This window comes from Acetobacter sp. KSO5 (assembly GCF_044094635.1).
GTDB lineage: Bacteria > Pseudomonadota > Alphaproteobacteria > Acetobacterales > Acetobacteraceae > Acetobacter > Acetobacter cerevisiae.
This window is the reverse complement of record NZ_CP172014.1, coordinates 2,515,201-2,534,397: the sequence shown is the minus strand read 5'-3', so window position 1 is coordinate 2,534,397 and position 19,197 is coordinate 2,515,201. Positions and strand designations below refer to the sequence as shown.

The following is a 19,197-nucleotide window of genomic DNA, read 5'->3' as shown; positions in this document are numbered from 1 at the left end:
CTGATGGCGCAGGTTGAGGAGGCATATCGGGCCTTACAATGCTTGCTTGATGCGTGACGCAACCCCGGACAAAGGTCTGCGTAGGGGGCGCGGCAGGAGATGCCAGCCCCGTGTCAGCACTCGGCGCAACAGGCTGTGCCGGAAGGGGGCCGGTTCATCCCCCGGGGCCGTGCCGCCATGGAAAATGGCTTCATACCAGAAGGTTTTCCGTAGGAAGAACCAATAGAAGAAGCTCAGAGGCGCGTTGCGGTTGTTCCAGGGTTTGGCTTCATACCCGGCATAATGCACAATTTTCGGGTCTTTGAGATCTTCCAGAACCTTGGCGCGCCAGTCGGCATTCAGATGCGGGAAGATGTCGCGGATGCTGTTTACACAGTTCCATGACGTATCCAGCATTTTGACTTTGCCGATCAGATATTTGTTCAGAATATCCTGATCAAGGAACCAGTAGCGCCGGTTGCTCAGATCCTTGATGGCGGCATTGGAAATATTGGCGGCCCGGAAGGCATCAAGATCAAACAAAATGACACCGGCCTGAAAATAGGCATCGCCCCGGCCCTGCAGCCCCAGATATTCGCTCAGATAGCGGCTGGCGGGCAGTGCGCCGGTTTCTTCCATGGAGCGGATGCCTGCGTTCACGAAATTCTTCATGATCAGGTCTGGTGTTGCCGCAATCACTGCGCCATTCAGCGGTGTGTCCCACAGGCGGCACAGATCGGCCAGAACAATGGTGTCGCAATCAATATAGAGAGCGCGCGGATGGTGCTGGAGAAGTTGTCCCAGCGAGAGCCGGTAGAACGTGGCCGGCGAGAAATGCATATGCGTGCTGATGCCGCGATACATATGCTGGCAGTCCAGAAAGGTCAGGCTGCCTTTGCTGGCGGGCAGGTCGATATGGAACTGCCGTTTGAGAAGATTGCGCTTAAGGGGCGGAATACCCCCATCCAGCACAACCAGTTCCAGAAAATGGTCCCGGTTGAAGGAGGCCTTGATGGATTCCAGTAAGGCCGCCAGATGCGGAACAAAATTTTCATCCGCAGCGGTGACAATGGTAACGGCATTCGCCGCCGGGGCTGGCGGGCTTTTGGGGAGGATGACCTCCTTGCCGGTTTTTGTGTTTTCAAAGAAGCAGCGTGCGCGTTCAATCACGCCCTCTTTGGGCACATGCGGGGAGGCCATGAACACATTGAACAGCCGCTCGCCCAGATAGCCATAAATTCGGCGTGCCTGTGCGGAGTAATTGGTCAGATCGGCCCGGCGTTCGACTTCTGAGAGAATGGCGAACAGCCACGTACAATAGGTGTCAAACAGGTCCCGCCGGAAGACAAAGACATTGGTGAAGTAGCCTTCATCCGCCGCCATGACCGTATCAAACGCGGGGAGATCATCCGGGTACAGGTCGGCAATCACGGCGCGGGTCAGGGCCAGATCATGCGCAAAGTGGTAATCGGCCTCCACATAATGCTGGTAGAACGACGTAAAGCCGACATTCCGCACGGACCACTTCTCCGGAAGAATGGCGCAGGCGTTAGGCGTGTTTTCAATCGTCTTGCGGACGGTGGCGGCGTTCAGGCCCATCTGCTTCAGCGTCTGAGGCGTCATGTCCTGCAGGGTAATGCAGCCAAACTGGTCGGTCTTGAGGCCTGTGCACGCAAAATCCAGAAACCGCCGATAATGCATGAAGCCGATCCATGCGGCATCCGGGTCATTCTTCCACGCCCAGTACAGGGCTGTCAGCTCACAATATTCCCGGTTTTTGCTGGAAATCGTGTCGCCCGTGTCATCCCCCCGGATGGGCAGGTGCGTATTGGCCAGAGCCCGGCCCACCTGAATGGGGCGAAACACGTCATCTTCAAACGTAATGCCCGCAGCATGATGGCAGACATAAATATGAACCGGGCCTAGGCCAGTCTGACGTGTGCTCATCGGGCGCTCTTCGTGCAAATCATGAGATTATGGTCCACTGTTTTGGGCCTGCGTTCAAGTGCCGGATGTGCGACGAGGAGCGGGTTTTCTGCCGCGTGGCGTTCCGGATGCCTGTTTAGGTTCCGCAGCGTCCGGCAGCGCCTGTTCCTGCGAGAGAATACGCAGGCGGACAGACGCGCCTAGTTCAATCTGCCGCAGCTTTTTACGCTCGGCTGCTGCGCACAGCGTCAGAGCTGAACCGGTCTGGCCGCCACGGCCTGTGCGGCCGATGCGGTGCAGGTAGGCTTCCGGCTGATCTGGTGGATCATAATTCACCACGTTTTTCACGGAGGGCAGGTCCAGCCCGCGGGCGGCAATGTCGGTCGCTACCAGCACCAGAATTTTGCCGGCTGCAAAGCTGGCCACTGTTGCGTTGCGCTGAGCCTGAGAGAGATCGGCATGCAGCGGGGCAGCCTGAACGCGGGCTTTTTTAAGCGTGGCGGCCAGCTGATCCGCTTCGGCTTTGGTTTTGACGAAAACAATCGCCCGGTTGGTGCGGTCCCGCATGAAGAACTGCCGCAGGAAACCGGTTTTCTGTGCAGGCTCTATAAAGAGTGCGCCCTGACGAATGGGGCCACGCTTTTCTGCCGCACGGGTAATGTGGATTTCTTCTGGCCGCCGCAGCAGTTGCTGCACAGTCTGTTTGAGGGCTGCTGGTAGCGTTGCGGAGAAAAACAGCGTCTGCCGGACAGGCGGCAGCTGGCTGACAATAGCCGCACTTTCTTCAAAAAACTCGGGGGAGAACAGGCGGTCGCCTTCATCCATCACCACGCGGGTACAGGAAGCGAGCATAATTTCCCCGCCATCGGCAAAATCCAGCAGGCGGCCGGGGGTGGCAATCAGCACGCGCGGGCCGTCATGAAGCAGGCGCTCGGCCTGATGCGCTCTGTCTGCGCCACCATAAAGCGGCACGACGGCAACGGTGCCTGCTTTCTGGCGGGAATTATCGGCCTTCTGGCCCAGACAGGTGCGGAAAACACGGGCTGTCTGCAAAGCCAGCTCACGCGTGGGGACCAGCACCAGCACATCCTGCGCGCGTTTGCTTTCCAGAAGCTGTTGCAGCATCGGCAGAGCATAGGCGGCGGTCTTGCCCGTGCCCGTTGGGGCAATGGCCAGAATATCTTTCTGCGCAAGGGCTGCGGGAATGGCGGCTTGCTGGATAGGCGTGGGCTCTTCCATGCCTGCTTGTGCGGCCCATGTGCACAAAGACGGCAGAAGGCCCATTGCCTCAAAGCTGTTGGACATGCTGTGTGGTATCCGTCCTGACCGGGTTTGAAACGAAAAAAGCAGGGGAGCCTGATGGCTGAAGACGTATATGCCGGAAAGGTGCCGGGTTCAAACCCTGTCTCCGCTCTGGTGGTGGGGGAAGATTTTGCCGGGATGCGCTCTCAGGCTCTGGGGCTGGCAAGCCGGGCCGGGTGGGAAAGCTGCTTTCAGGCTGTCAGCCCCGGCCGTCTGGCACGTCTGATGCTCGCCGGTCCGCCTGTCCTGGCGCGTCCTTTTCTGCGCACAGCCTCCGGCGCGTCGTTTGGAGCTATACCGGGACTGGCGCAGGCGAATGTGGTGATCAGCATTGGTGGCAAAGGCGGCGCGATTGGCGCGGCCCTGCGTGCGCCGGGCCGCCCGGTGGTGCAGGTGCAAAATCCGCGTCAGTCTCTGGAGCGGTTTGATCTGATTGTGGCGTGTGAGCATGACGAAATTTCCGGCCCCAATGTGCTGCTGGGCCGCACGGCTCTGCATGGACTGACGCCGGAGGTGCTGGCGCAGGCGCGGCAAGAATGGATGCCGCGTTTTGCTGGTCTCCCGCGCCCGCTGATTGCCGGGCTGGTGGGCGGCTCCAACGGGCGGTTTAAGTTTGGCGTGCCGGAAGCCCGCAAGCTGGGGGCGCTGCTGGCGCAGGCTGTAAGGCAGCAGGGCGGAAGCCTGATTGTCACGCCCTCCCGCCGGACGGACCCGGACGCCTTGCGGGTGTTGACGGACCTGGTGGAAGGCGCAGGGGGCACGGTCTGGAATGGCGAGGGAGACAATCCTTATAGGGGGCTGGTGGCCTGTGCGGACAGCCTTGTGGTGACCATGGATAGTGTCTCCATGGTGTCCGAAGCTGTGGCCGGGCCGGCCAGCGTGTTTGTGTTCCCTCTGCCGGGCCGCTCCCGGCGGATTACCCGCTTCCTGCAAGGACTGGAAGCAGCGGGGCGCATCCGGATGCTGGAAGATGATGTATCCGCGCAAGGTCTGGTACCATGGGCTGTCACCCCGCTGGATGATACGCCGGGCCTGGTGGCGGAAATGCATCGGCGACTGGGTTTCTAGGGGCAGCGTTTCCCAGATCGGTCAGTGACTTCCCGGTGGCAGGCGCTTAAGAGAAACACACAAAGCAGAACCAAAAGGAAAAGCCATGAACAAGCAGCAACCGGGTGGCGTGGTGTTCAGAACCCTTGTGCAGATTAATGCCGGGCGGTCTTTTCTGGCCAATCTGGGCGGGTTTGCCTGCGTCGTCCTGATGCTGGGGCTGGCTAATATTTTCTGCCGCAGCATTTTGCATACGGATTTGCTGTTTGAACTGCGACTGCTGATTGTAGCGGTTGCTCTGTATTTCTTTGTGCCGCCGCTCGCACTCTGGCTGTGGACAGGCCGTACGTCAGATAAACAGTAACACGCTAAGCCACGCGTCCGGGCCCTTCAGGGGTAGGAGAGGCGCAGGATCCGTGCTTTAGGACACTCCATAACAACGAGGTTGATGATGGATAGTGACGTTAAGTGCCCCAAATGCGGTTCCGCCTATGCGTATCAGGATGGCGCATTGTGGATCTGCCCGGAATGCGGGCATGAATGGAGCCAGCAGGATCAGGCCGCCGAGGCTGATGGCGCAGAAGGCACAGCGGAAATCCGCGATGCCAACGGCAATGTGCTGGCGGATGGGGATACTGTGACCGTGATCAAGGATCTGAAGGTCAAAGGATCTTCTCTGGTGGTCAAAGGCGGCACGAAGGTTAAAGGCATCCGTCTGGCAGATGGCGGAGACGGGCATGACATTGCCTGCAAGATCCCCGGCATCGGGGCCATGAACCTGAAATCTGAGTTCGTGAAGAAATCCTGACACTGAGGCAGGGAAACCTGCCTGTTGCGTCGAGATGAAAGAAGCGGCCCGAATGTCCGGCACAGAATTTTCTGGCTGAGTGTTCAGGGCCGTTTTTTTAGACCCAGATTGTGCCGAGCAGAATAAGTGTCCCGACAATCAGGGCGGCCACATGGCGCATGACATGCTCGGGAGAGTCTGGCGGCAGGATCAGATAATACTGAAAGCAGTAGATTAGCAGGCCACAGCCGACGATCACCAGAATGGTGCGGGCAATGGGGAAGGAAGAAAAATCACGCGGGTCAAGCTGCATGGTGTGGTTTCCTCCCTCCGAGCCTAAGTCTTCGTCTTATGTGCCTGAAAAAGCCGAGACAGGGTAGCCTTGTACGAACAGGGCTGTCCTGAGTGATGTCTGGTTGATCTGCGCAGTCACAGCTTTGCGCACAACCGGCTTGGCATGGAAGGCCAGCCCCAGACCGGCCTTTTTCAGCATCGGCAGATCATTCGCTCCATCCCCAATCGCCAGTGTTTCCACGAGCGGGATGGCATGCTCAGCGGCCAGACGTTCCAGCAGAGCCAGCTTGGTATCCGGCCCGAGAACCGGGTGCCCGGTTTCACCCGTCAGAATACCCTGAGCCTCATCCACAATCAGCGTATTGGCGTGGTCTTCATCAAAGCCGCACAGACCTGCCACGCGGGACGTGAAGAAGGTGAAGCCGCCGGACACAAGGGCTGTATGCGCCCCGTGCGCGTGCATGGTCTGCACCATTTCTTTAGCACCCTCGTTCAGCGTGACATCTTTCCACGCCTTTTCCAGCAGAGCCGATGGAAAGCCTTTCAGCAAGGCCACGCGTTCGCGCAGGGCAGTGGCAAAATCCAGCTCACCGTTCATGGAGCGGGTGGTAATGGCGGCAATTTTCTCACCAATGCCCGCATGCGCAGCCAGATCATCCAACGTTTCATTCGCCACGATCGTGCTGTCCATGTCCGACACCAGCAGGCGTTTGCGTCGGCTGGCCTGATGTGTCAGGACCGCATCAATCGCCCGGCCTTCCAGTGCAGCATGCAGGGCAGGCAGGCGCTCTGCTGCTGTGGTGGGGCAGGGGATATCAACCGCTTCTTCGGGTGAGAGAACGGTGATGTCCCGTGCGCCATCCAGAGCATCCCGCGCAAGGGCAATGGTGGCGTTATCAAGGGTGGTGGCGTCGCGTTGTGCGACAAGTGTCAGAACAAAGCTCATCATTTCAGATCGGTGTGTGACAGGAATGCCCGCATGAAGCAAGCGGAAGACCAGACAACCCAACCCCCGGCCCTGATCATTGCCGGACCGACCTGTTCGGGCAAATCCGCTCTCGCACTTGCGGTGGCGAAGGAACTCGGTGGCACCATTATCAATGCGGATTCCATGCAGGTGTACAAAGACCTGCATGAGCTCACGGCCCGCCCGAGCGCGGCGGATGAGCAGGCAGTGCCGCATCGCCTCTATGGTGTTCTCCCCGCAGCGGAAAAAGGCAGCGTGGCCTGGTGGCGCACGCAGGCGCTTGCCGCCATGGAAGAGGCATGGGCTGCGGGCCGCCTGCCCATTCTGTGCGGTGGCACCGGGATGTATATGCGCGCTTTGACCGACGGGCTGGCGGAAATTCCCGATTGTGGGGAAGCCGCCCGGACGGAAGCCCGCGCGCTGGTGGCGGAGGAAGGCGCACCCGCTCTGCATGCCCGGCTGGCGGAGGTGGACCCGCAGATGGCAGCCCGCTTGCAGCCGGTTGATTCGCAGCGTGTCTCCCGTGCGTGGGAGGTCTGGCGGGGGACGGGTCGGAGTCTGGCATGGTGGCAGGCTCAGCCGGGGCTGCCACCTGCGCCGTGTCGGTTTATTGCCCTGCGTCTGTTGCCGCCCCGCCCAGACCTGCGTGCGAGAATCGCTCTGCGGTTTGAAGCCATGATGCAGCATGGCGCGGTGGAAGAAGTACGTGCTTTGTTATTACAAAAACTGGACCCAGCCCTGCCAGCCATGCGGGCGCATGGCGTGCCGGAACTTGCGGCCATGTTGCGCGGAGAGATGTCGGAAGAGGAGGCGATCCGCCTCGCGACCCTTGCAACTGGCCGTTATACGCGGCGTCAGGCGACGTGGTTTGCGCATCATGCCCTGACGCAATCTGGTTTCACATACGATCTTGATATGTGTATGCCGGATTTTGAGAAATTTTCGGAAAGAAAATGGCACGAAATTATTTCTTTTATTCTTTCCGGGATTGACGGTTGCCAACAGGTTCCCTAAAGATGCGGCCCAGCCCCTCCATGGGAGAACAGGATAAGATGACACCGCAAACCGCCTCTTCAGCACCCGATGCACAGAAACCGCAGACCCTTCCGGGCGCGGAAGTGCTTATGCGCGCGCTAGATGAGCAGGGTGTGGAAGTTATTTTCGGCTATCCCGGTGGCGCAGTGCTGCCGATTTACGATGCTCTGTTCAAACAGAACCGTATTCGCCACGTGCTGGTGCGGCATGAGCAGGCTGCCGTGCATGCAGCGGAAGCCTATGCCCGCTCTACCGGCAAGGTGGGCGTTGTGCTGGTGACCAGCGGCCCCGGTGCCACCAATGCGGTGACCGGCCTGCTGGACGCCCTGATGGACTCCATTCCGCTGGTCTGCCTTTCCGGGCAGGTGCCCTCTTCCCTGATCGGCAATGATGCCTTTCAGGAAGCTGACACCACAGGCATTACCCGCCCGGTGACGAAATACAATTATCTGGTGCGCCGGCCGGAAGATCTGGCCCCTGCGGTGCATGAGGCGTTTACGATTGCCCGCTCTGGCCGCCCCGGCCCCGTGCTGATTGATCTGCCCAAGAACATCACGGTGGGTGATGCCCCGTATGTTGAAGCCAGCCAGACGCCAATGCGCGTTGCCAAAGGCACGGCTGAACCGGACCGTGAGGCCGTGAAACGCGCCGTCGCTGCCATGAAAAAGGCGCGTCGTCCGCTGTTTTATACGGGTGGCGGGGTGATCAACGCTGGCCCGAAGGCCTGTGAAAACCTGCGCAAGCTGGTGAAGCTGACGGGTTTTCCCATCACCTCCACGCTGATGGGCTTTGGGGCCTATCCGGGGAACGATCAGCAGTATCTGGGCATGCTGGGCATGCACGGTATGTATGAGGCCAATCTGGCTACTCATGGTTGTGACGTGCTGATTGCTCTGGGCAGCCGGTTTGATGACCGCGTGACGGGCCGGGTGGATGCGTTCTCCCCGGATTCCTTCAAGATCCATGCCGATATTGATGCGTCCCAGATCAACAAGATCATCCCCGTTGATCAGCCGATTGTGGGCGACGCCGGGCGGATTATCGAAATGATGATCGAAGAGTGGGAAAAAGAACCCGCTTACGCCCATCAGCCCGATCTCGCCGCATGGTGGGAGCAGATTGAAGCATGGCGTGCGCTGGACTGCCTGCGGTTCTCGCAGGATCAGGCCCCGGATGCTGTCATCAAGCCGCAGCAGGCCATCCAGCGGATTTATGAGCTGGCGCGTGAGACTGGCCGGGACACATATGTCTCCACTGAAGTTGGCCAGCATCAGATGTGGGCGGCCCAGTTCTTCCGGTTTGATGACCCGAACCGCTGGCTGACGTCCGGTGGTCTCGGCACCATGGGCTACGGCCTGCCCGCAGCCGTTGGCGCGCAGATTGCACACCCGGAGGCGCTGGTGCTGGATATTGCCGGTGAGGCGTCCACCCTGATGAATATTCAGGAACTGGGCACCATCGCGCAGTATCGCCTGCCGGTTAAGCTGTTCATTATCAACAACCACTATATGGGCATGGTGCGCCAGTGGCAGGAACTGCTGCACGGGTCTCGCTATTCCGAAAGCTATAGTGATGCCCTGCCGGACTTTGTGAAGCTGGCAGAAAGCTTCCATGCCAAAGGCCTGCGGGCTACGCGGATGGAAGAGCTGGATGACACCATTCGTGCTGCTCTGGAGGATGATGGTCCGGTGGTTGTGGATCTGTGCGTGACGGAAGGGGAAAACTGCTTCCCCATGATCCCGTCCGGTGCGGCGCATAATGAGATGATCCTTGGTCCGGACCAGGAAGAACGCGGGGCAAAGGTCACGCGTGAGGGCATGATGCTCGTCTGATTGCCCCTCCTTCCTTCTTCGCCGTGTGAAGCGCACGGCTTGTTCTGGCGTGTTTTCAGGAATTTTTTCAATGCAGCAGGAAGCTCCCGGCTCTGCGGTCATCTCTCTTCTGGTCGATAATGAAAGCGGGGCACTCGCCCGTATTGTCGGCCTGTTCTCCGGCCGTGGTTACAATATCCGCAGCCTGACGGTGGCTCCGGTGGACGAGCATGGTAAGCAGTCCCGTGTGAACATTGTAACCACCGGCACCCCGGCCGATATCCGGCAGATCAAGGCACAGGTGGAGCGGCTGGTGCCGGTCTCCCGCGTGGCGGATCTGACGGCAGATGGCCCGCATGTTGCGCGTGAGATGGCGATGATCAAAGTTGTCTCCTCTGGCGAACCCCGTACCGAGGCGCTGCGCATTGCGCAGGCGTTCCGGGCGCGGGCGGTGGATACAACGGCCTCGTCCTTCGTGTTCGAGCTGACGGGGTCTACCGATAAACTTGACAGTTTCATCGAGCTGATGCGTCCGCTTGGGCTAGTTGAGGTCTCCCGTACCGGAGTCGCCGCAATCTGCCGCGGCCCCCAGACGATTCAGTCCCTCTGAAGGTGAAAGAGCAGAGCGTCCGCGCTCTGACAGAATAAGGAAGAAACGATATGACAATGCGTGTGTATTACGACCGCGATTCTGATGTGAATCTGATTAAATCCAAAAAAGTTGCTGTTATCGGTTACGGCAGTCAGGGCCACGCCCACGCCAACAACATGAAAGACAGCGGCGTTAAGGATATCGTGATCGGCCTGCGTGAAGGCTCTTCCGCGATTGAAAAGGCACAGCAGGCTGGCTTTACGGTCATGACGCCGGACAAAGCCGCCGCATGGGCTGACGTTGTGATGGTGCTGACGCCGGATGAAGGGCAGGGCGCTCTTTATAAGGAGTCTCTGGAAAAGAACCTGAAGCAGGGTGCCGCTCTGGCATTTGCTCATGGTCTGGCCATCCACTTCCGTATCATTGAAGCCCGCCCGGATCTGGACGTGTTCCTGATCGCCCCGAAAGGCCCCGGCCACACGGTGCGTTCTGAATACCAGCGTGGCGGCGGCGTGCCCTGCCTCGTGGCAATTGCTCAGGACAAGTCCGGTTCCGCTCTGGATATCGCTCTGTCCTACGCTTCTGCTATTGGCGGCGGCCGTGCAGGCGTGATCGAAACCAGCTTCAAGGAAGAAGTTGAAACTGATCTGTTTGGTGAGCAGGCTGTTCTGTGTGGTGGTCTGGTCGAGCTGATCCGCGCTGGCTTTGAAACGCTGGTTGAAGGCGGTTACGCCCCGGAAATGGCTTACTTCGAGTGCCTGCACGAAACGAAGCTGATTGTGGATCTGATTTATGAAGGCGGTATCGCCAACATGAACTACTCCATCTCCAACACGGCTGAGTATGGTGAATATGTGTCCGGTCCGCGCGTGATTACGCCGGAAACCAAGAAGGCCATGAAAGGCATTCTGACGGACATCCAGAACGGCACGTTCGTCCGGAACTTCATTCTGGAAAACCAGTCCGGCAACATTGGCTTCAAGGCAACGCGCGCTCGTAACGATGCCCACCAGATTGAAGCTGTTGGTGCAAAACTGCGTGGCATGATGCCGTGGATTGCAAAATCCCGTCTGGTTGACAAAACCAAGAACTAAGAAGACAGCCAGCTTCTGGTTTGCTTCAAAAAAGGGCCTGTCGGTTAATCCGGCAGGCCCTTTTTCTATGCCTTAAGGCAGGCTGGGGCTGGTTTCCCCCAGAAAGATACTGGCTTCATCCGGACGCCATTCCCCGGTGTTTTCATCGCGCCCTTGTAGCACAAGGCGCGGGGTTGCAGTGCCGCGCTGTTTAACGGCTTCTTGCAGGAAGGGCTGCATGTCCGCCGTTTGTTTGCGGTTGATCAGGCAACACAGCCGCGTTTCCGGAAAGGCTGAGAGCAGGTGGCCCGAACTGTCTTCCCCTGCAAAAATAATCAGCGGCGGCTGTTTGCGGTGGGCCAGATGGGTGCGAAGGATTGTGGTTTTGCCAACGCCGAACGGGAAGGGGTAATTCGCTTCTTCAGTGGTTCCATACAGCTTTTTATGCTGGGTGAGGCGCGCGCCAAAAATATGCTCGCGGCGTAAATTGTAGCCATATTCAGCTGACGTTGCGAAAATGGCGACGCTTTCTTCCAGCGAGGATGTGCAGATGACCGGGTCGATGCCCTGTTCCTGCAAAATCTGGAACAGGTCCGCCATTTCCGGTGTCAGGCGGAGGGCCTGCGTGATGGTCACGCTGAGCGGGCCGGTTCTGCCGGGGCGAGTGACAGGGCTTTTCCACGTGACGCGCTCAATGGACTGGCCAAGCGCGCTCTCATTGGCCGCACGGGTGAGGGCGACAACATCCTGCACGGTCTGGCCTGCCAGCAAGCGGATCAGCCCGCGCTGAGCCACTTCCTCTCCATGTGTGGCGCGCAGGGCCTGGTGATACAGCGCCATTCTGGCCCGGAAGGCCTGCAGGGCAGGATCATCCGCCAGTTCTTCTCGCGGCAGCGGGTGCGGCATGTGGCCGTAATGCGCGGCAAGGGCGCGGTAGTCCTCCAGAATATCCTGTATCAGCTCGGAAAAAATAATGGGCTGACCAGCGAGATTTTTAAACGGAGCAGGGAGAGGATGGTCTGAGCCGCCTACATGTAGAAGGTGCCGGAACTGCTCGGCAGGCAGCAGAAAGCTGAAATGCTCCAGCATGAAATGGAACAGGGTTTCCTGCACGTTGCCGACAATGGCGGTCTCGTCCCAGTCAAACACCGCATAGGGGCGCTGGTTGGCATCATACCCTTCGGAATAGTGGCCGTGTGCATCCATCACACTTTGCAGGGCAGCCCGTGTGGCAGGAGCCCATTTCAGGACTTCCAGCGTAGGGGGCGGCACATCAGAAGTCATGATGGGCGTTGAAGCCTCAGCAAGACGTGGGGCGGCCAGCAGGCCGGTCAGGCCAAGACCAAAAGAGCGGCGGGAGAGAGGCGGCAACATACGGCTTCCGGACTGTCGAACACTGATTTGATCAAAACTGATGAAAGAGTGCCTGATGTTCCAGAGGCTGTCACGGCCCGAAAGCTGGAAAGTGTTTAATCTGGAAAGTGCGAGGGAGCTGGCGGCCAGGAGCTGGGCATACGCTTCGTGTCAGGCGGGAGCACGCCGTATTCCAGCTGCGCCGTGTGGGAGCCAGAAAGGCAGCCGTTAGAGGCGAGGCATGAGATGTGCGGAAGAGCAAAGCGTTACGCCAGCGTCTTGCAGCCTGACGAGAATTGGCGTGAGGTCTGAAGCAATGCCCCGGCAGGCGTCTGTAATGACCACAGTCTGAAAGCCTGCTGTGCGGGCATCCAGCGCGGAAGCCTGCACGCAGTAATCAAGCGCCAGTCCGCACACAAAAACACGGGTGATGCCGTGATGCTGTAACAGGGTGGCCAGTGATGTTGCCTGCGCGTCTCTCCCGCCAAACGCGGAGTAACTGTCCTGATCGGCCTGCGTGCCTTTGAAGACGGCCAGTGTGTTGGCCGGCAGGGCCAGGTCAGCGGCCAGTGCGGCACCCTGCGTGTGTGCGATGCAATGGGGCGGCCATTTGCCAGCCGGGGTCGCTGTTTTAAAAGAGATGTGCTGCGCCGGGTGCCAGTCCTGCGAGGTGACAATCAGGCCAAAGGGGAGCCGGAGCAGCTTTCCGATAACGGGCAGAATGGCATCGCCTTCAGGCACGGCGAGCGCGCCGCCGGGCAGAAAATCATTCTGTACGTCAATAACCAGCAGCGCGTCAGACGGCCGGGGTGTCAGGTCTGCTGCATCTGGTACGGGTGTGTGCAGAAGAGGGTGGGAGCCTGATGTCATGGGACACATCCTCTTCTGCAGGAGCCGTGATGGGCTTTAGGCGTTTCCGGGAACCAGACGGGAGAGGGCGCGGGCGCGGCCAATCAGAGGCAGCAGGTCGCCGAGTTCCGGGCCATGTTCCTCACCTGTCAGAGCCAGACGGAGGGGGCGGAACAGAGCTTTGCCGGAGCGGCCTGTCTGCTCACGCAGAGCGGTCGTCCAGGCTTTCCATGTTGTGGTGTCCCACGGTTCCGCAGGCAGCAGGTCCGCAGCCTGTTTGAGGAAGTCCTGTTCGTCTTCCTGCACGGGTGGGATCAGTGTGCCATCGGTCACGGTGTGCCACAGGCGCGCTTCGGACAGCAGATCGAGATTGCCGCGGATGGCCAGCCAGAAGGCTTCGGTCGCACCTTCCGGCAGACGGTCCTTCACGGCGTCAAACGGAAGCTGGCCCAGCAGCTTGTGGTTCAGCCCCAGCATCTGGTGCGTGTCAAAGCGCGCAGCAGAGCGGGAGATGTGAGAAATATCGTACACCGCTGCCTGCTCGGCAAACGGCAGCAGAACCGGATCATCCGAGCTGCCGAGGCGGGCCAGATAGGAAATCAGCGCTTCGGCTTCAATGCCATCCTGCCGCAGGGTGCGCAGAGAGAGTGCATCAAAGCGTTTGGAAAGCTTGCCGCCGTTTTCATCCAGCAGCAGCGGCAGATGGGCAAAGCGGAAATGGTCGGGGCGGGCACCGAGGGCTTCTGCAATATCCAGCTGCACGCCAGTATTGGTCACATGGTCTTCACCACGGATGATGTGGGTGACGTCTGTTTCCAGATCATCCACCACAGAGGCCAGCGTGTAGAGCACGGTGCCATCGGTGCGGACCAGAACCGGGTCGGACACGGATGGCAGTTTGACCTGACAATCGCCCATCACCAGATCGCGCCAGCGGACAACCGTATCGGACAGTTTGAAGCGCCAGTAAGGCACCTTGCCGTTGGCTTCTGCGGAGGCACGCTGCTCTGGCGTCAGCTTGAGCATGGCGCGGTCATAGACCGGGGCGCGGCGCTGGCGGATCTGCGTTTCCCGCTTGGCGGCGAGTTCATATTCGCTTTCAAAGCAGGGATAGAGGCGGCCAGAGGCCTTCAGCTTCTTGATAGCCTGCGCGTAGCGGTCCAGCCGCTCGGTCTGGCGGAAGGTTTCATCCCACGTAATGCCCATCCACGTCAGATCCGTGCGGATGGCCTCAACGTGGCTCTCGCGGGACCGCTCGGTGTCCGTATCATCAATACGGAGCTGAAAGCTGCCGCCGTGGCGGCGGGCAAACAGAGCATTAGCAAGAGCAAGACGGGCATTGCCGACATGCAGCATGCCGGTGGGGCTGGGCGCAAAACGAAGCTTCATGGGGTCTCTATGCCGTGGGCAGAGGCGAAATACCAGCCTCCGCCAGAGTGTAGAATGGGTTTAGTGGAAAGAAGGCTCTTCCGGCTCGCCGGGCAGGTCCTCGTCGGCGTCTTCATCTTCCACCAGACGGCGGGGGTCCAGAGCGCGCCAGTCGCGTTCCATCGGGGTGGCGCGGGTGGCGGCAAAGTCATCCAGTTCGTTGGCGGAAGACCAGCCACTGTCTCCGGCATCAATCACAAGGGCGTCTTCCCCAAAGCTCATCCAGGCTGTCAGCACATCCTTGGCGGAAGAACCGGGCATGCGGCACCGCTCCACGCTGTCCCGCACATAGGTGCGGGCAAAGGCGTTGGCGTGGGCCAGATCATGAAAGCCGCCGACTTCTTCAGAAATATTATCTTCCGCACCGCCGGACAGATCCAGAATGCGCACGCGCCACGTTTTGTCCTCGGGGGAGGGGGTGTCCGTCATGCCTCTTTGCCTTTCTGTGTCTTCTGTGCGGACGGGAGCAGAAACTCACGCCCGATTTTTACGCGTTCCACGCCGTTATAGGAGACAATATCGGCTGTGGCGTAGGTTTCGTTCCATCGGTCGGGGATAAAAGATCCGGTGCCGACAATATCAATGGGTGCCCGCGCATCCGCCATACAGGCGCATTTGGTCACGCCAAAGCCAGAGGATGCGATAATCTTCACCTGCGGGAAGCCCGCCTCATCCAGCGCATCCCGCATCCGCCAGACGGCAGCAGCGGAGACGCCTGTGCCAATCAGATAGCGGAGTTCGGAATCTGAGCGATAGCGGCGCAACGACTCCGGTGCGTGCCGGTCCAGCACGGCGTAGGAGAGTTGCGGGTTTAGTCCTTCCAGAAAGCGGCCACCGTGGGTGTCCAGCCGCATGGCCAGACGCCCTTCTGCCGCAAGGTGCGGGAAGCGACGGCAGACGGCCAGCGCATCCGTAATTTCCTGCCCGAAATAGTCCACCAGCACGACCAGCGTCGCGTCGGGATACATCTCGTGGAACATTTCCGCCGCACGAACAGTCGAACCTGCATAGCCAATCAGGGCGTGCGGCATGGTGCCTGCGCCGTCTCTGGTGCCGAAGAAGGGCGCTACGGCGTCGTTCGCGGTGCCCACAAAGCCCGTCGCGCCGTCGCGCTGTGCGGCACGGCCACCAACGGAAGCGGCATAAGCCATGAGTTCCTGCATCTCGAACCCGGCACAGTGGCGCGCATCCATGGCCAGAAATCTGGTCTGGGGTAAGGAAATGGCAATCTGATAGGCCCGATGGGCTGCAACGCACGGGCTGCCGAGTTTTTGCAGCAGCAGCGTTTCCAGGTCCGCCAGATGGGTGAAAGAGCCGGTGATATAGACCAGCGGCTCACCCGCACCCACCCAGTCGCCTTCCGGGTGGACCAGATCGACCGAATAAGGGCTGTTGCGTTCTGCCATGACGTTTTTCAGCCATTCCAGCATTAGCCCCGGTGCGGAAATGACCGGACGGCGGATGAAGAAAGCATACGTCACCTGACAATCGCCAAAATGGGAGACAATTTCCCGCGTGCGATTGAAGTAGGAATCCGTCCGCGCATGAATGGTCGCGTCGGGCAGCGGGGCCGATGTGTAAGCCGTTGTCAGGCCGGGCGCATCCGTGCCCTGGGGGGAATGCGTCATACTCTCAGCGCTCCGTTCCGGTTTTTGGTGCACGGATGATGGTCTGTTCGGAGGGTGCGGTAAAGGCACCCCCCGGTTCTGTGATCACAGACCAGTCAGTCAGATTTTAGCGTTTGCCGGTCAGCTCTTCCGCCAGCAGGAAAGCGATTTCCAGAGACTGTTCCGCATTCAGGCGCGGGTCACAGAAGGTCTCGTAGCGGCTGCCCAGATCATCTTCCGTCAGGCAGTTTGCACCACCCACGCATTCCGTCACGTTCTGGCCCGTCATTTCCAGATGCACGCCACCGGCATGCACGCCTTCAGCCTTGCTGACATCAAAGAAGCCTTTGATTTCCTTCATGATGGCATCAAAGGAGCGCGTCTTCACCTTGTGGGAGGTGGAGATGGTGTTGCCGTGCATCGGGTCTGTCAGCCAGGTCACGGTGCGGCCCGTGCCTTTCACAGCGCGCATCAGCTGCGGCAGGTGGTTGCCCAGCTTTTCAGCGCCCATGCGGGAGATCAGAGTAATGCGCCCGGCTTCATCCTGCGGGTTCAGGATTTCCAGAAGCTGTTCCAGATCGTCAATGGTGGTGGTGGGGCCAACCTTGATGCCGATGGGGTTGCGCACGCCACGCAGGAATTCCACATGCGCGCCGTCCGGCTGGCGGGTGCGGTCACCAATCCACACAAAATGTGCGGAGCAGTCATACCATTCGCCAGATGTGGAATCGATGCGGGTGAGAGCCTGCTCATATGGCAGCAGCAGGGCTTCATGCGAGGTGTAGAATTCCGTCTCATCCACCTGCGGGGCGGAGGCTGCGTCAATCCCGCAGGCCTGCATGAAGGAGAGCGTCTCGCCAATCCGTTCGGCCATCACGCGGTAGCGGTCTGCCAGCGGAGAGCGTTCCACAAAGCCCAGATTCCAACGATGCACTTCATGCAGGTTGGCATAGCCCCCGCGAGAGAAGGCGCGCAGCAGGTTCTGGATGCCGGTGGACTGGAAGTACCCGGTTTCCATACGCAGCGGGTCCGGGATGCGGGCTTCAGCCGTGAATTCCGGTCCGTTGATGATGTCGCCACGGTAGGATGGAAGCGTCACATCACCCTGCTTTTCCGTGTCGGATGAGCGCGGCTTGGCGAACTGGCCCGCCATACGGCCCAGTTTGATGACCGGTACTTTCGCACCAAAGGTCAGCACAACCGCCATCTGCAGCAGAACGCGGAAGGTGTCGCGCACCACATCGGCTTTGAATTCACCAAAGCTTTCCGCACAGGCGCCGCCCTGCAGAACAAAGGCTTCACCCTTGGCAGCTTTTGCAAGCTGCGCACGCAGGCGGCGTACTTCACCGGCAAACACCAGCGGCGGATAGGAGCTCAGGCGGCCTTCAACCGTTTTGACGGCGCCCTGATCCGGATAGGTGGGCATTTGCCGGACTGGAAACGACCGCCAGCTATCCGGCATCCAGGCTTTAGACGTCGGGTGGGGCTGGTTGAGCGAGGCACTCATGGGTCGATCCTGTCTGTTCATACTGGAGATAAAAAAGGGAAGGCCTGATGGAAAAAGGAAGGGCCTTACACGTTCAGTAAGCGTGAAGGGGTGCCTTTATGTCTAAAACCGCCGCAATACGCAAATTTTCTTAAGGGAAAATGGGATCGTTCTTTAATGACTGCAATACGTATTGCGTATGGGGAATGGCGCCCGTGTGGCTGGCGTATGGCTGTTCCGGGAGTGAACCGGAACGGCAGACTTCCAATGTTTCCAGCATGATAGCTCTGGTCTGGCAGGCGGGGGGCCGCAGAACAGGATGTGATGAAAGCTGATTGGATTTTTTCGCGGGTTGGTGCGATACTGAGAACTTGTCGCCCGCGCCAGTGTCTCTGAGTGCAGGTTATGGTTCATTTCTTTCGCGGGGTGACGCGCAATGGCGCAGCTGCGTAAACCATCTTTACTTCTGCTCACCGGGCTTTGCCTTGGTTTCAGTCTGGCGACGGGCCTGTCCGCTGCTCATGCTGACCCGGCACTGACGCCTGATGACAACATTTCGTTCGGGGATGACGCGTCTTCTCAGTCCGGCAAGAAATCTGCCGAAAAGAAGACTGTGCATGGTCACCGTAGCCTGCCGCCGGGCTATCAGGATGCGCCGTCCATGGAATTCAATCACGGCGCTGACCCTGACCATCTGGCAAAAGTGCATCGTGATGCCGTGACGGGTTCTGACCTGTCCCGCTATGGCTCTGCGTATGAAAGCAGTGGCCCTTATGGTTCTGGCCAGCTTGGGGATTCCACCGGGAACGGCTGGGTTACGCCCCGCTAATATGGTTGTGGCGTGAAGCCTGCCTGCATAAGAAGTGCGGGCGGGGCTTCTAATCCTCCTCCACGACGGCCACTGTGGTCTGGCCACTGGTTAAATCCTGAATGCGATGTGTGATCATCTCCTGCTGTTCCGCAGGCAGGGTGAGCACAATCTGTGCGCCCGTGCTGTCAAACTCAGGGGGTGCGCTCTCTGTTCCCGTCCAGTCCTGCATGCGGGCCTGCATGAGGGACAGAAGCGAAAACGGGCAATGAAAACTGAGCCGGATCCGCTCAATCAGCTCTTCTTTCGGGGCTTCCCGCAAACATTCGGCTGCTGTGCCGCCATAGGCGCGCACAAGGCCGCCCGCGCCAAGCTTGATCCCGCCAAACCAGCGGGTGACGACGATGGCGACAAGATCCAGCTTTTGCGCCGTAATCATCTGTAAAATAGGCCGTCCCGCCGTGCCGGAGGGCTCACCGGCATCATGGCAGCGGCAATGCGGCCCAACCTGCCAGGCCCAGCAATGGTGGGTGGCATCCGGTTCTGCTGCGATAATGGCTGAAATAAACGCGTTTGCGTCTTCAATAGTGTGCACAGGTGCAGCGTTGGCCACAAACCGGCTTTTTTTGATCTCCCGTTCCAAGGTGTACGGGCCGGTGAGTGTTTCCGTCATGGCGCGCATGATAAAGGGCCAGCCAGAGGGCCGACAAGGCCCGCGCAGGCGAAAAATCAGGCATTTAAAGGGCATCTGTCGCGCCGTGCATGCTGTGCATGAACGATAGGTGCTGGCAGGCGTTGTTTGTTCTCCCTCAGCCTCCCATCTTGGTAGGGACTGCTTCAGGCCGGGTCTGCA

Annotated in this window: 19 protein-coding genes; 8 read left to right on the top strand and 11 right to left on the bottom strand. The window is 59.4% G+C overall.

The genetic code is table 11. The annotated features are described in order from the left end of the window. Positions 1-33 precede the first annotated feature (33 nt). A complete protein-coding gene (locus ACHQGU_RS11360; RefSeq protein WP_395495076.1) occupies positions 34-1,926 on the bottom strand; it encodes a DUF4422 domain-containing protein in 1,893 nt (630 codons plus the stop codon). Between the two features lie 54 nt (positions 1,927-1,980). Continuing rightward, positions 1,981-3,210, bottom strand: a complete 1,230-nt coding sequence (locus tag ACHQGU_RS11355) for a DEAD/DEAH box helicase (RefSeq protein WP_395495075.1) — start codon at positions 3,208-3,210, stop codon at positions 1,981-1,983. A 54-nt stretch (positions 3,211-3,264) separates the two neighbouring features. Here ACHQGU_RS11355 and ACHQGU_RS11350 point away from each other — a divergent pair, with 54 nt between their 5' ends. From ACHQGU_RS11350 to ACHQGU_RS11340, 3 genes are all read left to right on the top strand, one after another. After that, a complete protein-coding gene (locus ACHQGU_RS11350; protein ID WP_395495074.1) occupies positions 3,265-4,275 on the top strand; it encodes a mitochondrial fission ELM1 family protein in 1,011 nt (336 codons plus the stop codon). An 85-nt stretch (positions 4,276-4,360) separates the two neighbouring features. Continuing rightward, complete coding sequence (locus ACHQGU_RS11345; protein WP_043553626.1) at positions 4,361-4,618, top strand: hypothetical protein; 258 nt, start codon at positions 4,361-4,363, stop codon at positions 4,616-4,618. Positions 4,619-4,705: 87 nt separating this feature from the next. Further along, positions 4,706-5,062, top strand: a complete 357-nt coding sequence (locus ACHQGU_RS11340) for a zinc ribbon domain-containing protein YjdM (RefSeq protein WP_062141576.1) — start codon at positions 4,706-4,708, stop codon at positions 5,060-5,062. 97 nt (positions 5,063-5,159) lie between these two features. On the opposite strand, the gene ACHQGU_RS11335 is transcribed toward ACHQGU_RS11340, so the two are convergent. Beyond that, positions 5,160-5,354 (bottom strand): hypothetical protein, encoded by a 195-nt coding sequence (locus ACHQGU_RS11335; RefSeq protein ID WP_062141525.1) that lies wholly within the window; start codon positions 5,352-5,354, stop codon positions 5,160-5,162. Positions 5,355-5,390: 36 nt separating this feature from the next. Next, positions 5,391-6,284 (bottom strand): phosphoserine phosphatase SerB, encoded by an 894-nt coding sequence (gene serB, locus ACHQGU_RS11330; RefSeq protein WP_395495073.1) that lies wholly within the window; start codon positions 6,282-6,284, stop codon positions 5,391-5,393. Positions 6,285-6,314: 30 nt separating this feature from the next. On the opposite strand from serB, the gene miaA reads away from it, so the two are divergent. From miaA to ilvC, 4 genes are all read left to right on the top strand, one after another. Beyond that, positions 6,315-7,316 carry a tRNA (adenosine(37)-N6)-dimethylallyltransferase MiaA gene (gene miaA, locus ACHQGU_RS11325; protein ID WP_395495072.1) on the top strand — a complete coding sequence of 334 codons (1,002 nt, stop codon included), beginning with the start codon at positions 6,315-6,317 and terminating at the stop codon, positions 7,314-7,316. Positions 7,317-7,354: 38 nt separating this feature from the next. After that, the gene (gene ilvB / locus ACHQGU_RS11320; RefSeq protein WP_395495071.1) at positions 7,355-9,169 is read left to right on the top strand and encodes a biosynthetic-type acetolactate synthase large subunit; all 1,815 of its coding nucleotides are present in this window, start codon (positions 7,355-7,357) and stop codon (positions 9,167-9,169) included. 70 nt (positions 9,170-9,239) lie between these two features. Continuing rightward, positions 9,240-9,758, top strand: coding sequence for an acetolactate synthase small subunit (ilvN, locus tag ACHQGU_RS11315; protein WP_062141530.1), 519 nt, complete (start codon positions 9,240-9,242; stop codon positions 9,756-9,758). Between the two features lie 56 nt (positions 9,759-9,814). After that, the gene (gene ilvC / locus ACHQGU_RS11310; protein WP_062141580.1) at positions 9,815-10,834 is read left to right on the top strand and encodes a ketol-acid reductoisomerase; all 1,020 of its coding nucleotides are present in this window, start codon (positions 9,815-9,817) and stop codon (positions 10,832-10,834) included. A 72-nt stretch (positions 10,835-10,906) separates the two neighbouring features. Here the strand turns inward: ilvC and ACHQGU_RS11305 are convergent, their stop codons facing one another. The 6 genes from ACHQGU_RS11305 to ACHQGU_RS11280 all read right to left on the bottom strand — a co-directional run bounded on the left by ACHQGU_RS11305 (position 10,907) and on the right by ACHQGU_RS11280 (position 17,557). Next, a complete protein-coding gene (locus tag ACHQGU_RS11305; RefSeq protein WP_395495070.1) occupies positions 10,907-12,187 on the bottom strand; it encodes a lipoprotein pyruvate-formate lyase in 1,281 nt (426 codons plus the stop codon). A 207-nt stretch (positions 12,188-12,394) separates the two neighbouring features. Next, on the bottom strand, positions 12,395-13,036 hold the full coding sequence (locus tag ACHQGU_RS11300) for an isochorismatase family protein (protein WP_395495069.1): 642 nt from the start codon (positions 13,034-13,036) through the stop codon (positions 12,395-12,397). Between the two features lie 36 nt (positions 13,037-13,072). Further along, entirely contained in the window at positions 13,073-14,404 is a 1,332-nt protein-coding gene (gltX, locus tag ACHQGU_RS11295; protein WP_395495068.1) for a glutamate--tRNA ligase, read from the bottom strand. A gap of 60 nt (positions 14,405-14,464) precedes the next feature. After that, positions 14,465-14,872 (bottom strand): hypothetical protein, encoded by a 408-nt coding sequence (locus ACHQGU_RS11290; RefSeq protein ID WP_061502067.1) that lies wholly within the window; start codon positions 14,870-14,872, stop codon positions 14,465-14,467. Further along, positions 14,869-16,071: a nicotinate phosphoribosyltransferase gene (locus ACHQGU_RS11285; RefSeq protein WP_082779365.1), complete on the bottom strand. Its 1,203-nt coding sequence runs from the start codon at positions 16,069-16,071 to the stop codon at positions 14,869-14,871. Before ACHQGU_RS11285 ends, ACHQGU_RS11290 begins: the two co-directional genes overlap by 4 nt. 106 nt (positions 16,072-16,177) lie before the next feature. Further along, entirely contained in the window at positions 16,178-17,557 is a 1,380-nt protein-coding gene (locus ACHQGU_RS11280) for a class II 3-deoxy-7-phosphoheptulonate synthase (RefSeq protein ID WP_395495067.1), read from the bottom strand. A gap of 415 nt (positions 17,558-17,972) precedes the next feature. Between ACHQGU_RS11280 and ACHQGU_RS11275 the strand changes: the two genes are divergently transcribed. Then, positions 17,973-18,365: a hypothetical protein gene (locus ACHQGU_RS11275; protein WP_043553642.1), complete on the top strand. Its 393-nt coding sequence runs from the start codon at positions 17,973-17,975 to the stop codon at positions 18,363-18,365. Between the two features lie 49 nt (positions 18,366-18,414). On the opposite strand, the gene ACHQGU_RS11270 is transcribed toward ACHQGU_RS11275, so the two are convergent. Continuing rightward, positions 18,415-19,017 carry a YigZ family protein gene (locus ACHQGU_RS11270; protein ID WP_253554076.1) on the bottom strand — a complete coding sequence of 201 codons (603 nt, stop codon included), beginning with the start codon at positions 19,015-19,017 and terminating at the stop codon, positions 18,415-18,417. Positions 19,018-19,197: the final 180 nt, after the last annotated feature.